The 15,372-nt window shown below is 38.6% G+C and carries 17 protein-coding genes; 12 read left to right on the plus strand and 5 right to left on the minus strand.

Translation table 11 applies throughout. The features are described from left to right. Positions 1 to 80: 80 nt before the first annotated feature. Positions 81 to 1,061, minus strand: a complete 981-nt coding sequence (locus tag H4O18_RS06350) for a pyruvate dehydrogenase complex E1 component subunit beta (protein WP_187582561.1) — start codon at positions 1,059 to 1,061, stop codon at positions 81 to 83. Positions 1,062 to 1,247: 186 nt separating this feature from the next. Between H4O18_RS06350 and H4O18_RS06355 the strand changes: the two genes are divergently transcribed. The 8 genes from H4O18_RS06355 (at position 1,248) to H4O18_RS06390 (ending at position 8,887) form a co-directional block, all read left to right on the plus strand. Further along, positions 1,248 to 1,994 carry an electron transfer flavoprotein subunit beta/FixA family protein gene (locus H4O18_RS06355; protein ID WP_187582563.1) on the plus strand — a complete coding sequence of 249 codons (747 nt, stop codon included), beginning with the start codon at positions 1,248 to 1,250 and terminating at the stop codon, positions 1,992 to 1,994. Between the two features lie 63 nt (positions 1,995 to 2,057). Continuing rightward, positions 2,058 to 3,026, plus strand: coding sequence for an electron transfer flavoprotein subunit alpha/FixB family protein (locus tag H4O18_RS06360; RefSeq protein ID WP_187582565.1), 969 nt, complete (start codon positions 2,058 to 2,060; stop codon positions 3,024 to 3,026). A 91-nt stretch (positions 3,027 to 3,117) separates the two neighbouring features. Beyond that, the gene (locus H4O18_RS06365) at positions 3,118 to 3,747 is read left to right on the plus strand and encodes a bifunctional nuclease family protein (RefSeq protein WP_187582567.1); all 630 of its coding nucleotides are present in this window, start codon (positions 3,118 to 3,120) and stop codon (positions 3,745 to 3,747) included. 21 nt (positions 3,748 to 3,768) lie between these two features. Next, complete coding sequence (locus tag H4O18_RS06370; protein WP_187582569.1) at positions 3,769 to 5,229, plus strand: NupC/NupG family nucleoside CNT transporter; 1,461 nt, start codon at positions 3,769 to 3,771, stop codon at positions 5,227 to 5,229. A 194-nt stretch (positions 5,230 to 5,423) separates the two neighbouring features. Then, positions 5,424 to 6,248 carry a thymidylate synthase gene (locus H4O18_RS06375; protein ID WP_187582571.1) on the plus strand — a complete coding sequence of 275 codons (825 nt, stop codon included), beginning with the start codon at positions 5,424 to 5,426 and terminating at the stop codon, positions 6,246 to 6,248. A 158-nt stretch (positions 6,249 to 6,406) separates the two neighbouring features. Further along, the gene (gene egtB / locus H4O18_RS06380; RefSeq protein WP_187582786.1) at positions 6,407 to 7,567 is read left to right on the plus strand and encodes an ergothioneine biosynthesis protein EgtB; all 1,161 of its coding nucleotides are present in this window, start codon (positions 6,407 to 6,409) and stop codon (positions 7,565 to 7,567) included. Between the two features lie 9 nt (positions 7,568 to 7,576). Further along, a complete protein-coding gene (egtD, locus tag H4O18_RS06385; RefSeq protein WP_187582573.1) occupies positions 7,577 to 8,548 on the plus strand; it encodes an L-histidine N(alpha)-methyltransferase in 972 nt (323 codons plus the stop codon). Positions 8,549 to 8,605: 57 nt separating this feature from the next. Then, positions 8,606 to 8,887 carry a DUF427 domain-containing protein gene (locus tag H4O18_RS06390; protein WP_187582575.1) on the plus strand — a complete coding sequence of 94 codons (282 nt, stop codon included), beginning with the start codon at positions 8,606 to 8,608 and terminating at the stop codon, positions 8,885 to 8,887. An 89-nt stretch (positions 8,888 to 8,976) separates the two neighbouring features. Here the strand turns inward: H4O18_RS06390 and H4O18_RS06395 are convergent, their stop codons facing one another. Together H4O18_RS06395 and H4O18_RS06400 are read right to left on the minus strand one after the other, a co-directional pair. Further along, entirely contained in the window at positions 8,977 to 9,273 is a 297-nt protein-coding gene (locus H4O18_RS06395; RefSeq protein ID WP_103440768.1) for an isoamylase early set domain-containing protein, read from the minus strand. Between the two features lie 154 nt (positions 9,274 to 9,427). After that, complete coding sequence (locus tag H4O18_RS06400; protein ID WP_187582578.1) at positions 9,428 to 10,510, minus strand: aminotransferase class V-fold PLP-dependent enzyme; 1,083 nt, start codon at positions 10,508 to 10,510, stop codon at positions 9,428 to 9,430. A gap of 56 nt (positions 10,511 to 10,566) precedes the next feature. On the opposite strand from H4O18_RS06400, the gene H4O18_RS06405 reads away from it, so the two are divergent. Further along, positions 10,567 to 10,953 carry a 2TM domain-containing protein gene (locus H4O18_RS06405; protein WP_187582579.1) on the plus strand — a complete coding sequence of 129 codons (387 nt, stop codon included), beginning with the start codon at positions 10,567 to 10,569 and terminating at the stop codon, positions 10,951 to 10,953. A 5-nt stretch (positions 10,954 to 10,958) separates the two neighbouring features. After that, positions 10,959 to 11,459 (plus strand): dihydrofolate reductase, encoded by a 501-nt coding sequence (locus tag H4O18_RS06410; RefSeq protein ID WP_425489124.1) that lies wholly within the window; start codon positions 10,959 to 10,961, stop codon positions 11,457 to 11,459. Between the two features lie 18 nt (positions 11,460 to 11,477). On the opposite strand, the gene murI is transcribed toward H4O18_RS06410, so the two are convergent. Together murI and H4O18_RS06420 are read right to left on the minus strand one after the other, a co-directional pair. Next, positions 11,478 to 12,269, minus strand: a complete 792-nt coding sequence (gene murI, locus H4O18_RS06415) for a glutamate racemase (protein WP_187582583.1) — start codon at positions 12,267 to 12,269, stop codon at positions 11,478 to 11,480. A 134-nt stretch (positions 12,270 to 12,403) separates the two neighbouring features. Continuing rightward, a complete protein-coding gene (locus H4O18_RS06420; protein ID WP_187582585.1) occupies positions 12,404 to 13,765 on the minus strand; it encodes a UDP-N-acetylmuramate--L-alanine ligase in 1,362 nt (453 codons plus the stop codon). A gap of 298 nt (positions 13,766 to 14,063) precedes the next feature. Between H4O18_RS06420 and H4O18_RS06425 the strand changes: the two genes are divergently transcribed. Together H4O18_RS06425 and H4O18_RS06430 are read left to right on the plus strand one after the other, a co-directional pair. Then, positions 14,064 to 14,381, plus strand: a complete 318-nt coding sequence (locus H4O18_RS06425; protein WP_187582587.1) for a cupin domain-containing protein — start codon at positions 14,064 to 14,066, stop codon at positions 14,379 to 14,381. A 43-nt stretch (positions 14,382 to 14,424) separates the two neighbouring features. Next, positions 14,425 to 15,210: an SDR family oxidoreductase gene (locus tag H4O18_RS06430; RefSeq protein WP_187582589.1), complete on the plus strand. Its 786-nt coding sequence runs from the start codon at positions 14,425 to 14,427 to the stop codon at positions 15,208 to 15,210. Positions 15,211 to 15,372: the final 162 nt, after the last annotated feature.

Below are 15,372 nucleotides of genomic sequence, written 5' to 3' on the forward strand. Positions count from 1 at the left end.
CCCATATAAATCAATTTATAATATAAAAGCTTCGTCAACCCTAAGTCAACGAAGCCAATACAATCTTTTTATGATATAAATTATAATTTGTACAATACTTTCTTAACCGCCTTCACAACATCTTCATAGTTAGGCAACCATTCCGCCAAAAGTACCGGGGAATAAGGTGCTGGAGTATCAGCAGTGTTAATTTTTACAATTGGCGCATCCAAATAATCAAATGCATTGGCCTGCACATGGTAAGTTATCTCAGTGGCTACATTGCCAAATGGCCAAGCTTCCTCCAAAATAACCAATCTATTGGTCTTCTTTACAGATTTTAAAACAGCCTCATAGTCCAATGGCTTTACTGTCCGCAAATCAATAACCTCTACACTTATGTTTTCTTTAGCCAATTCTTCGGCAGCTTTATCCGCTTCCTTAATAATTTTACCAAAGGATACAATGGTAACATCAGTACCTTCCCTTCTAATATCGGCTACACCCAATGGAATAGTAAACTCCCCCTCTGGAACTTCACCCTTATCGCCATACATTTGTTCCGATTCCATAAATATTACCGGATCATTGTCGCGAATAGCGGATTTCAACAATCCTTTGGCATCTTTTGGATTTGAAGGAACCACCACTTTTAACCCGGGACAGTTGGCATACCAACTTTCAAAAGCCTGTGAATGTGTTGCCGCCAATTGACCAGCAGAAGCAGTTGGACCACGAAAAACAATGGGACAATTAAACTGCCCACCTGACATTTGTCTGATCTTAGCCGCGTTATTTATGATTTGATCTATCCCGACCAAAGCAAAATTAAAGGTCATAAACTCTATAATTGGCCTATTGCCAATCATAGCAGAACCCACACCAATACCGGAAAAACCAAGCTCGGATATTGGGGTATCTATTACCCTTTCCGGACCAAATTCATCTAACATTCCCTTAGAAGCCTTATAAGCTCCGTTATATTCAGCAACCTCCTCACCCATTAAATAAATGGTCTCGTCCCTTCTCATCTCCTCGGACATTGCTTCTTGTATAGCCTCCCTAAACTGTATTGTTTTCATCTGTAAAATGGAATCTTTATGTTAAAATGCTAAAAGCGCAAGCAAAAGTAGGAAATAATATATCAAAACTAAGTGGTTAATTATTAAAAATACATCAAAAATATACTATGCATGCATAGTAATTTAAAAAATTATTGAGTATATTAGCCACCATTTCTTATTTAATGGTCAACAAAAAAATAACATATGAAAATTTTAGTATGCCTAAGTAATGTCCCGGACACTACTTCCAAAATAAACTTCACTGACGGAGACACAAAATTTGACACCAATGGGGTTCAATTCGTAATTAATCCGAACGATGAATTTGGTCTTACCCGCGCCATGTGGTTCAAGGAAAAACAGGGTGCTACAGTACATGTGGCAACTGTTGGCGAGGCCAGTACGGAACCAACCATTAGAAAAGCCCTAGCTATTGGTGCCGACGAAGCCATACGTGTAAATGCCATTCCCACTGACGGATATTTTGTAGCCGAGCAGTTGGCGGAAATTGTAAAAAATGGAGAATACGACCTTGTGATTGCCGGGCGGGAATCTATTGATTATAATGGCGGGATGGTCCCAGGAATTTTGGCTTCTTTATCGGGAATGAATTTTGTAAACACCTGTATAAGTTTGGAAATCGAGGGCAACAATGCAACGGCCGTACGGGAGATCGACGGTGGAAAAGAAAAAATATCCACAACAATGCCTTTGGTAATAGGTGGACAAAAAGGTCTGGTTGCCGAAAGTGATCTAAGAATTCCGAACATGAGAGGAATTATGATGGCACGCCAAAAGAAATTAAATGTCGTTGAGCCTATTTCAGCCAGCAAAGCAACGGACGACGTAAAATTTGAAAAACCCGCGCCTAAGGGTCAGGTTAAATTAGTGGATGCCGATAATATTGACGAATTGATCAATTTATTGCACAATGAAGCTAAGGTAATTTAATATTGAATTCCTTTTAACAGCACATCTTTTGCCATTTGGCACTCAAATAAAACATTAAAATATATGTCAGTTTTAGTATATACAGAATCCGAAAACGGAAAATTTAAAAAGAACGCCCATGAGGTTGCCTCCTATGCTTATGAGGTTGCCAAGCAAATGGGAACCACGGCTACGGCCATATCCATTAACGCCAATGAGTCGGAAAGCCTAGGGGATTATGGAGTTGCCAAGGTCTTGAACGTCTCCAATGACCGTTTAAAAACATTTAACGCCAAAGCTTTTGCCAACGTCGTAGGACAGGCTGCACAAAAAGAAAACGCCAAGGTGATCATTCTTAGTTCCAGTGCGGACACTAAATTTTTAGCACCAATTTTAACCGCCCAATTAAAGGCAGGTTATGTTCCCAATGTTGTTTCAGCCCCGGAAAGCACCAGTCCATTCCAGGTTAAAAGAACTGTTTTTAGCAACAAGGGTTTCGCTTTTACGGAGATTACTTCCGAAATTAAAATTATTGGCGTTTCCAATAATGCTTTTGGAAGTTCAGAAAATAAGACAACCGCCACCGTTGAGAACTTTGAACCTAGCCTAGGGGAGGATTTATTTACCACCAAATCTATAGAAATAGACAAGGTAGTTGGCAAGGCCACTATTGCCGATGCCGACATTGTGGTTTCTGGAGGTCGTGGACTAAAAGGTCCGGAAAATTGGGGAATGATCGAAGAATTGGCCGAAGTATTGGGAGCGGCGACCGCATGTTCCAAACCCGTATCCGATCTCGGATGGAGACCTCATGGAGAGCATGTTGGTCAAACCGGAAAACCTGTAGCCAGCAATTTATACATTGCCATTGGTATTTCTGGAGCAATTCAGCATTTGGCAGGTGTCAGCTCTTCCAAAGTAAAAGTAGTCATTAATACAGACCCAGAAGCCCCATTTTTTAAAGCCGCCGACTATGGTATTGTAGGTGATGCTTTTGAAGTTGTTCCTAAGCTAATAGAAAAATTAAAGGAATTTAAGGCACAAAACGCTTAATTTTTGTTAAATTGTGCCCCTTAAAGGGCTGCTCAAATTTACTTGGTCCGTCCAGTATTTTGAACAGCCTTTTTTTAGTTGATAAATTTCTATGAGCTTAGTTAGATTAAAAATAAAAGGGATATCATATAGCCAAACGCAAAATGGTGCATATGCCCTTATATTGAATGAAGTTGATGGCGACCGTAAACTACCTATCGTCATTGGTGCCTTTGAGGCCCAATCCATAGCCATTGCTCTGGAGAAGGAAATTAAGCCGCCAAGACCGCTGACACATGATCTTTTCAAAAATTTTGCCGATCGATTTGATGTTGTCATTAAACAAGTCATCATCCATAAATTGGTCGACGGGGTCTTCTATTCCAGTATTATTTGCGAACGTGATAAAATAGAAGAAATCATAGATGCCAGGACCAGTGATGCCATAGCCTTGGCATTAAGGTTCAATGCTCCTATTTTTACCTATAAGACCATTTTGGACAAAGCCGGTATATTCCTAAAATTTTCTTCAAAGGAAAAGGATAAAGAAGATTCTGACGACAGCATTATAGTCGATGAAATTCTTCAAGAAGGGGAAACCGTTGAAATAAATCCAGGGGCTTCAGAAGGGTACAAAGAACTTAGTATAGAGGAGTTGTACGCAGAGCTGGACAAGGCCGTTGCCAGTGAAGATTACGAAAAAGCCGCAAAACTCAGAGACGAAATCTCCAAACGCAAATAAATTACCTGTAATAATTATTGGATGAGAAAAAAGCTTTGGGTTCTATTTATTTTCTGTCTTATAGCGTTTCCATCCATAGGCCAAGAAATAGGCAACCCTGACACACTTCAGAGCACCTCCGAAATCATTCCAAATCAAGGTGTAACTTTTACAAGTATCTGGAGAGGCATCTTAGGAATGTTATCCTTGGTTTTTATTGCATACCTTTTCAGTAACAACAAAAAAGCAATCAATTGGAAAACGGCAAGTATTGGAATTTTTATCCAACTTGTATTGGCCATTTGCATTCTAATTGGCGAGAAAATAGGTTTTAATGCTTTTGGTTATAGATTTGACCTCAGCTTTGTTTCCAAAATTTTCGAATTTGGAGGGAAAATTTTTGTCAGTATTTTAGATTTTACCAGAGCAGGCAGCAAATTCCTTTTTGAAGGTTTGGTAGTGGACATGGATACCTTTGGATTTATTTTTGCATTTCAGGTACTGCCCACTATTATCTTCTTTTCAGCTCTGACCTCTGTTTTGTTCTATTTGGGCATAATCCAAAAAGTGGTGCAGGCCTTGGCTTGGCTATTATCAAAAAGCCTGGGAATTTCAGGTCCAGAGAGTTTAAGCGTTACCGGTAATATTTTTTTAGGACAAACAGAAGCCCCCTTATTAATAAAGGCATATTTGGAAAAAATGACTAAGTCCGAAATACTTTTAGTCATGATCGGAGGCATGGCCACCGTAGCTGGGGCCGTTTTAGCTGCATATATTGGCTTTTTAGGTGGGGACGACCCCATCCTAAGGCTGCAGTTCGCCAAACACCTATTGGCCGCATCGGTTATGGCTGCACCCGGCGCCATTGTTATCTCCAAAATTTTATATCCACAAACCGAAGAAATAAACACTGAAGTCCATGTTTCCAATGAAAAAATTGGTTCCAACATCTTGGACTCCATTTCCAATGGTACTACTGAAGGCCTAAAATTGGCCGTAAATGTTGGTGCTATGCTTTTAGTATTTGTTGCCTTTATTGCAATGATAAACGGCATCTTAAATTGGACCGGTGACATCACCGAATTAAACTCATGGATTGCATCCAATTCACCGTACGAAAAGTTTTCTTTGGAAGCTATACTTGGAACCATATTTGCCCCACTTATGTGGCTTATTGGAGTGGATTCCGTGGATATTATGTTGATGGGCCAACTTTTGGGCATTAAATTGGCTGCCAGTGAATTCATTGGCTACATACAACTGGCGGAACTAAAAAATATTGCCAGCAGTACTCATTTCACATTCAACAAATCGGTTATTATGGCAACTTATATGCTTTGTGGATTTGCCAATTTTGCATCTATAGGCATTCAGATCGGAGGCATAGGTTCCCTAGCACCAGGACAGCGAAAAACCTTGTCCGAATTTGGGATGAAAGCAGTACTGGGAGGATCCATCGCCTCATTACTTTCCGCTACTATAGCAGGAATGATTTTGGGATAAATAGTAAATAAAATCGATTCCCAAAATTGTTATCCATAGAAGTATTCGCAATAATTCCCGTTAATAAAATTTAATAACTTCAGACTATAGTCCATCAGTAACAGCTTAGATTTACCTAATTTCGCTACACAATTTTTTGACTAAAAATCTAAACTATTCTCGCTCCATTTTGGAGATCATCAAGGCAGAGGCATATGAAACAATACCACGATTTACTAGAACATGTTTTGGAAAATGGAGTCCAAAAAGGAGATAGAACCGGGACTGGCACCAAAAGTGTGTTTGGATATCAAATGCGTTTTGACCTAGCGGAAGGCTTTCCCATGGTAACCACAAAAAAACTTCATTTAAAATCGATTGTACATGAACTCCTATGGTTCCTAAAGGGCGATACCAATATTACCTATTTACAGGAAAACGGTGTACGGATATGGAATGAGTGGGCCGACGAGAATGGCAATTTAGGTCCTGTTTATGGATATCAATGGCGTAATTGGAATGGTGATGAGATAGATCAAATAAAAGAAATAGTAAGCACCCTTAAAACCAATCCCAATAGTCGCCGTATGCTGGTTTCGGCCTGGAACCCCAGCGTACTGCCAGACACCACATTGTCTTTTTCAGAAAATGTGGCCAATGGAAAAGCGGCTTTGCCCCCATGTCATGCCTTTTTCCAATTTTACGTTGCCGACGGAAAATTATCCTGTCAATTATACCAAAGAAGTGCGGATATATTTTTAGGCGTTCCTTTCAATATTGCGTCTTACGCCTTATTTACACTTATGATTGCCCAGGTTTGCGGATTGCAACCAGGTGAATTCATTCACACCTTTGGCGACGCACATATCTACAACAATCATTTTGAACAAGTTGCCTTGCAATTAAGTCGCACACCAAGACCCCTGCCAAAAATGGTTTTAAATCCTGATGTAAAGGATATTTTCGACTTTACCTTTGAAGATTTTAGTCTGGTGGATTACGACCCGCACCCACATATCAAGGGAGCGGTAGCCATTTAGGATTTTTTTTATGTTAGAAATGTAAGGATAATTTAATTCTTAGACTAATCCCTAATAATTCCCAAAACACTGCTCCAAAATGGAACGGGTCAATTCCCTATTTTTTTGGATTGATCATCATCAGTGTATATTTCATAAATTTAGGGATAAATACAGATATGGTCCTTACAGGTCAGATAACTAATTTCTTTTTAGAAACAAGAAGGCATACCGAAGCCATATGCCAACCTCTAGAAATTGAGGATTATGTGGTACAGCCCATAATTGATGTTTCCCCACCAAAATGGCATTTGGGCCATACTACATGGTTTTTTGAGGAATTCGTGCTAAAGAAACACTTTGAGGACTACAAATGTTTCGACTCCAACTTTTCTTTTGTTTTTAATAGTTATTACGAAACGGTAGGCAAACGCGTAATTCGCGCCGATCGCGGTAATCTTTCCAGGCCTTCCGTAGCCAAGGTCTATGAGTATAGGAACCATGTTACAGAAAACATGAAGGTTTTTTTAGATAAAGGACTTACCAGGGAGATTGAGGAATTGGTTGAAATAGGGATTCATCACGAAAAACAACATCAGGAATTATTACTAACGGATATTAAATATATACTTGGCAACAATCCACTTTTGCCAATCTTTTCCCCTTCATATAAGGAACATACCCCTGATAATTATAATCAAGAATGGTTGCAGATTGCCGAAGGTATTTACAGTATTGGACATAATTCAAATGATTTCTGTTATGATAATGAACTTGGCTTACATAAGGTCTATCTCCAAGCATTCAACATTTCCAATAAGCTGGTGACCAATTTGGAATACCTTGCTTTCATAGAAGACAATGGTTATAAAAAATTTGACCTATGGCATGCCGAAGGATGGGATTGGGTTAAACAGAACCAAATCAACGCTCCGCTCTACTGGCACCTAATAGATGGTGAGTGGCGTAATTACACCTTAAACGGACTGCAAAACGTGGATTGGGCGGCACCCGTTACCCATGTATCCTATTTTGAGGCATACGCTTATGCACAATGGAAAAACTGTCGTTTACCAACCGAATTCGAATGGGAAATAGCGTCTCAGAATTTTAATTGGGGCAAAAGATGGGAGTGGACGGAAAGTGCTTATTTACCCTATCCAAATTATAAAAAGGCGGCCGGTGCCCTTGGCGAATACAACGGCAAATTTATGGTAAATCAGAAGGTGCTTCGCGGAAGTTCTATTGCCACACCAGCAAAACATGCCAGACACACTTATCGCAATTTCTTTCCAACCAATTTAAGATGGCAATTTACCGGTATTAGATTGGCCAAATAGCAACAATTTATGGAACAGCAAACAATAACAAAACTTGATATTAAATTTGGAAAGGATGTATATAATGGCCTGACCGATTTTCCTAAGCACTTATCCTCAAAATATTTTTACGATCATAATGGCGATAAGATTTTTCAGCAAATTATGTCCATGCCGGAGTATTATTTAACCAATTGCGAATACAATATATTGGATAGGAATAAAGCACCTATAACGGAGCTGTTCACCAAAAATACCAATAGAATAAATTTATTGGAACTTGGGGCCGGTGATGGTATAAAAACCAAAATATTATTAGAGCAATTGTCAGGTACCGGAATAGATTTCAAATATATTCCTATCGATATTAGCCAAAACGCCTTGGATCAATTGGAAACATCCCTTTCCATGGAATACCCTACAATAAACGTTGAGACAAAACAAGGCACTTATATTGAAACCTTAAAAACCATTAGAAAGGAAGGCAATTCCAAAAATATAATTCTATTCCTAGGTTCCAATATTGGAAATTTATTACATGATCAAGCTCTTCAATTCCTCTCGGAATTAGAAAATTCCATGGATGTTGATGATATGATCTTACTTGGTTGCGATCAGAAAAAAAATCCGCAAACCATCTTGGATGCCTATAACGATCCTACAGGAATTACGGAGGCCTTCAATAAAAATATTTTAAAAAGAATAAATTCCGAATTGCAAGGGAATTTTGACTTGGATAAATTTTTACATTGGGAAACCTATAATCCACAAACCGGTACCGCAAAAAGTTATTTGGTTTCCAAAGAAGCACAGGAAGTGCATATAAAATCCATTGACTTGGTAGTTGATTTTGAGGCATGGGAAACAATCCATACCGAAATTTCACAGAAGTATGATGATAGTGAAATTACAAATTTAGCAAGAGAGGCTGGATTAAAAGTTTTGAAGGCCTTTACGGATTCCAAGAAGTATTTTAAGAATTATATTCTAGTAAAGGACTAGGATTAGCATTTAAGCCTAAAAGGAAAACCAATATTAACAACATTAAAAAGTGAAGGTATGAAGGCCGTCTGGAACAATAAAATAATTGCCGAAAGTGAAGATACTATTGTAATTGAAAACAACTATTATTTCCCTGCGGAAAGTATCAAGAAAGAGTATTTTTCTCCCAGTACAACCCACACAATATACCCATGGAAAGGTACTGCCTCCTATTATAATATAACGGTGGATGGTGTAAAGAATAATGATGCGGCCTGGTATTATCCGGAAATAAGTGACCTAGCGAAAGCGATTAAGGGGAGAATCGCATTTTGGAAAGGGGTTACCGTAACAGATTAATTATAAAATCGCGCAACACTACCAGATAAATATTCCAATTAATCTGATACCACTGAGAAAGAAACCTCAATGGTATCAGATAGACTTAATTACAATTCCAAAACTGAATTCTCAGCACCAGCGAATTCATTCCATTGGTAACGATCAGCCTCAGCTTCGTTAACGAAATTACCATCCACTATATACTTGAATTCAAATGTTTGTTCTTTTGGTAAATCGAAAGTCCCCTTGAAGGTTCCATTTTTCAATTTCTTAAGTGCACTACCTTTTGGGCTCCAATTATTAAAATCTCCTACTACCGCAACCTTTTTGGCATCTTCTGCAGGAACTGAAAATGTCACCTTGCATACTGGCTTACTCTTTAAATATTGTTTTGTAATTCCCATAACCTCAAAATTTTAGATTAAAGTGCAAAATTACATCATTAAATCCCTCATTACCAATGACCAATGTCATTTTTATCATTTTCTTAAAATAAGTTTAACAATTAACACTCTTTAATAATTTAACAGGGTAAAATTCCGAAGAAATTAACATTTACTATTTTTCTTTTAGGATTCTCACAATCTTATCTATCTCATTTTCTGTATTGTAGAAATGAAAACTTAAACGAATGCCATTTCCACGCTGTGCACAGAGCACATCCTTCTCCGATAATTTAGCATATAGATCCTTATTGGCCGAAATATTAAAAATAGAACTATGTTCTTTTCTCTTCACAACGGATTCTTCCAGTAGCCCTAAATTCCCGAACTCAATTTTTGCTTTTAAAGAAAGTCTTTTAATTTGGTCCGAAATTGTCTCCATACCAATGCCGGATAGAAACCCCAGAGAATAATTTAAACTTCCAAAATTGAATGTATCCAAATGTCCAGGCTCAAATTGTTTTGCAAAGGACACATTTTCTTTTCCGCTCAAATCCCCATCGGCCGCGTTAAACCCAGTGGAGCGGCAAGAAAATTTAGCAGGCGTTTCATCGGCAAATAACATAAACCCGTTTCCGTAACCGCCAAGAAGCCATTTATAGGAACTTGCACCAAGTACATCTATACCGGAATCCTCAAAATTGAAAATATCGGTACCTAAAAATTGAGTGCCGTCAGCAATAATCAAGAGATCGGGGAACTCCTTTTTTAGACTCTTTAAGAACTCCAATTCAACCTTAATTCCATTTAGCCATTGTACCAGACTAAGAGCCAATACATTGATGTTTTTGGATTTTACCTGGCTATAAATATTTTCCTCCAAATCATGGGTAACTTTTAAATAGAAGGTATTGCACTCCCTATTTTCAAAAGGCCAATTTACAGAAGGATAATCCCCTTCCAATAACAATACATTCCTTTTATCCCCCATTCCTTCCAATAGCAAATTGAGTCCAATTGAAAAATTGGGCACCAATGCTACATTTTCAGCCTTGCAGCCAAAGAATTTTCCAACGGTATTTCTGGTTTCTGAAATAAGCACATTGCTTTTCATTTTCATTTTACTCCCTCCAATAAGGAAATCAAGGTCATGCTCTTGGCGCCAATCCAAAAGGCCGTCATAAAGCAAACCTGAGGTGGCCGTATTTACATAGGTATATTGACTTAAAACTGGGAATTGCTTAATAATCTTTTGCATATCCAAAGATGTGAAATTTGTATTTATGGTATCTTTGCCTAAAGATAGGAATTAGGATGTTCACCAAGAATAAAAAAAAATCACTTATAGAATTAGAACAGCATGAACTGCTGGAACATGCCCAGACCAGAATAAAACAAAAAAAGCGACTTTATAGTCATTTTGTTGTGTTTTTGATCGGTAGTGTATTTCTGATTATCATCAATAAAATACTTAAGTATGGCGTGGAATACAACTGGTTTGTTTGGGCCATTACCTTTTGGGCCTTTTTATTCGCAATTCATGTCTTTAACGTATTTGTCACCACTAAATTCATGGGATTGGAATGGGAACGCACACAAAGGGAAAAATTAGTCCAGAAACAAAAACAAAAAATTGCCGAATTACAGAAGGAGATCGAAACCGAATTTCCCTTATCCAACATTAATAAAAAAAAAGAATAGTGAACATCCTATCTATCATAGCTGCTGCTGCAGAGAACAACGCATTAGGCAAAGACAATGACCTACTATGGCATTTACCCGATGATTTTAAACGTTTTAAAAGCCTTACCTCGGGGCATAAAATAATCATGGGACGGAAAACTTTCGAGAGCTTCATAAAACCCCTACCCAACAGAACCCATATTATTATAACCAGGGATAAGGACTATTCGGTAAATCATGCGGATTGTATTGTAGTACATTCCATGGAGGATGCTTTACACTTGGTAAAGGGCGATTCCTTATCCTTTATTATTGGAGGTGGTGAAATCTACAATCTTGGATTGGAGCATGCCAACCAAATAGAACTTACCAGAGTCCATGGGTCCTTTGAAGCGGACACCTTTTTCCCTGATTTTGACGAAACTAAATGGCAATTGACCAATGAGGAACACCACCCTAAGGATGAACGCCATAAATATGCTTTTACATATTTGACCTATATGAAAAAAGAAAAGGACCAATAACCCGCGAATGGGAATTGGTTAAAAATCCAAATATTGCGCCCTATATGAAACCTTATCATCCCTTAAAAAGGACTTTAAAACCGAAACATCGCCATTGGTAAAAAATTGATGCTCCATATCATCGTAATGCAGGCTGTTTAATAAATTAAATTGCTGCAATACGTTTTTGGTTTGTCTGGCAACCCCCTCCCCAGAATCAATAATTTCAATACTATTCGGTAATATTTCCCTTATCAAGGGAATTAAATAAGGATAATGTGTGCATCCCAGAACCAATTGATCCATACCCTGACTTAACATAGGTTCCAAATAGCTTTTCAATAGCAGCTTGGTTTGGGCAGTATTAACCTCTCCTTTTTCTATAAGCTCCACCAAGCCTGTACCAACTTGATCAAGCACCTTTATGCCATTGGCATGGATTTCCGAAGTATTATTGAACAAGGCACTTGTTAATGTTCCCTTGGTAGCCAAAACTCCAACGGTTTTGGTTTTGGAATGCAAAGCAGCAGGCTTAATAGCCGGTTCTATTCCGATCATTGGTATCTTATAAGTTGCCCTAAGCTCTTTAATGGCATTGGTGGTGGCAGTGTTACAGGCAACAACTATTAGCTTACAACCCTTTTTTATAAGCAATTCAACATTTTTAATGCTAAGCTGAAGTATTTGTTCCTTTGACTTTTCCCCATATGGGGCATTCTTACTATCGGCCAAATAAATTGTTGATTCATGGGGAAGAATCTTATTGATTTCCCGCCATATGGAGGTGCCTCCAATACCCGAATCAAAAATACCAATAGGGCCTTTATTCATTTAAAAAAGATTAATCAACCATAAAGTTACATTAATATTGCTTTTTGCAGGGGTTCCTTATTTGAAATTAAAATCCTATTCCTTCAAATCATGGACAGCTTTACTTAGAATAATTACGAACAAAAATTAGTTAGCTAATATCCTTCCACCAAGGCTTTAACCTCTTCTAAATTTAACCCTCCATAATTCCCTGAACTCATTAAAAGCAGTACGGAATTGTCATATTCCTGACCAAAAACAAAGTTTTTGAAAACTTCGGCATCAGTAAAAATTTGCAAATCGTCGCGAACAAAGGCTTCCGATATCTGTTCGGGAGTAACCTCCTTAAGCTTCTTTATCTTAACGGATTCGGGCAAATAGAAAACCGATGCTATATCCGCAGCCTCAAGGGCGCCTTTATACTCCTTTAAAAACTCGGGATTAAAACTGCTATAGGTGTGTAATTCCAAGCAAGCAATTAATTTCCTGTCAGGATATTGTTCTTTTACGGCCTTGGTTGTGGCCATAACCTTGCTTGGCGAATGGGCAAAATCCTTGTAAGCCACACAGGTCTTCCCTTCGGCAATTTTTTCCAATCTTTTGGAAGCCCCTTTAAAAGAAGCAATAGCCTCATAGAAGTCATCCTCATCCACTCCCATATTTTGGCATATCCATTTTGCCCCGGCTAAATTGCCTAGGTTATGCTTCCCAAAAACTTCAATAGGCATAGGACCTTCAGGCGTTTCCAAAATGGTTTGTCCATTTTCAACAGTATAGTTAGGAGTATTATAAGGTAGTTTTCTTATGGCATTCTCAGATGCCTTTACCACCTTATCCACTTCAGGATCTTCTTCATTATAGGTGATACTACCTCCTTTAACAATGCTATCCACAAAAATCCTGAATTGCTCCACATAGTTGTCATAGGTAGGAAATACATTGATATGATCCCAAGCTATACCGCTCAAAAGGGCAATATTCGGCTTGTATAAATGAAATTTTGGTCTCCTATCTATTGGGGAGGACAAATATTCGTCCCCCTCCAAAACAATAAAATCGTTCTCCTCTGTAAGATGCACCATACGATCAAACCCGTCCAGTTGCGCACCAACCATAAAATCTACTGGTTTGTTGTGATAATTTAGAACATGAAGTATCATGGAGGTGATGGTAGTCTTACCATGACTTCCCCCAATGACCACCCTGGTTTTATTCTTAGATTGTTCGTATAAAAATTCGGGATAGGAATATATTTTTAACCCCAATTCCTGAGCCCTTAGAAGCTCCGGATTATCTGCCTTGGCATGCATTCCCAAAATTACCGCCTCCAAATTGGAATGCAACTTTTCCGGGAACCAGCCAAAGGATTCGGGTAAAAGCCCCTTAGCTTCCAACCTAGTTTTGGAGGGTTCAAAAATTACGTCATCACTACCAGAAATAATATACCCTTTATGATGTAAGGCCAAAGCCAAATTGTGCATTGCACTGCCTCCGATGGCAATAAAATGAATATGCATGTAAAAATCAGTTTAAGGGGTAAAGATAATCATTGTTCAAGGCTATCAAAAAAAGTTATTTTAAGGTATCATTTTTAAGGAAAATAAATAACATTGAGCTCAAGTTGCCCTGGACCCTAGAAAGAACCAATCTAGGGGTGGAGACATTAAACCAGTTAGCCCACCAAAAAAGAGGGATTCGTTCAACTATCCCATTTCAACACGCCTACGGCTTTTGAAATACGGACCTTACGAATAAGGCCGAAAAGCATATTTAAACCCTTAATATTTTTTAATTTAGTACCAAAGAATTCAAAAAATGAAAATAAAACTTGCCGAAATTGACTCCAAAGAAATTATGCCGGGCTACCATGGAAAACTTATCCATACACAAAATATGAGTTTAGCCTTTTGGGAAGTGGAAAAAGGAGCCAAAGTTCCCGAGCATGCCCATATCAATGAGCAGGTGATGCAGGTTTTGGAAGGGAAATTCGAATTTACCCTGGGCGGTATTACCAACACCTATGAACCAGGAGACTTGGTAATAATCCCGCCAAATGTCTCACATAGTGGACGCGCCATAACACCCTGTAAACTAATGGATGTATTTAGCCCTACCAGGGAGGAATATAGATAAATGGCTTATCCCATAGGGAGAGGATTAAAAAACCAGATACAAGATGAACATATCACTCAAAAATAAAAAGGCATTGATTGGGGGCAGTAGCCGAGGAATTGGAAGAGCCATTGCCCAGCAATTGGCCGCCAGCGGCGCCAGTGTAACGGTAATGGCCCGAAGTGAGGACAAATTAAAGTCCTTAATAGCGGATTTACCAACCGATAACGGGCAGCAACACCAGTACTTGAAAGTAGATTATGCCGATTTTGCAGGATACAAGGAAAGTATTGCCGCTTTCTTTAAAACAAACACGGTAGATATCTTGGTAAATAACACCCAGGGACCTTCCGCTGGGGGTGCCTTGGATAAAAAGACAGATGATTATCAACAGGCGTTCGACCTACTTTTTAAGACTGCGATATTTACAACGGAACAGGCTCTAAAAGGTATGATTGCCCAGAAATATGGACGAATTATTAACGTTGCCTCTGTTTCGGTAAAGGAACCTTTATCCTATTTGGCCCTTTCCAATAGCATTAGGGCGGCAGTAGTTACCTGGTCCAAAACATTGGCGTCCGATGTTGGCAAATACAACATTACCGTGAACAGTACCTTAACAGGTTATTTTAAAACGGAAAGACTAAAGGAACTTAATGGTGCCAAGGCTAAATCGTTGGGCGTTCCAATAACTGAAGTAGAAAAACAAATGCTCTCCCATGTTCCTGTAGGCCGATTTGGCGATTCGGAGGAATATGGCCATTTGGTGACTTTTTTAGCATCCGAGTACGCCTCCTTTATAACGGGGACCAATATCCCCATAGATGGTGGATTGCTAAAGTCGCTTTAACTTTCAGGCACAGGAACAAAATTCCATTTTTGTTCCACCGATCTCAAAAGACATTAGAGGCATAATGTTTTTTAACGCTACTATGGGTTGAGGAAAAAAATCTCTACACTACGGAAGCAACGTTGGTATTCTTTTTGCATCTATGCTCTTCAAGGTCGGTTT

The organism is Arenibacter arenosicollis (assembly GCF_014397245.1).
Lineage (GTDB): Bacteria > Bacteroidota > Bacteroidia > Flavobacteriales > Flavobacteriaceae > Arenibacter > Arenibacter arenosicollis.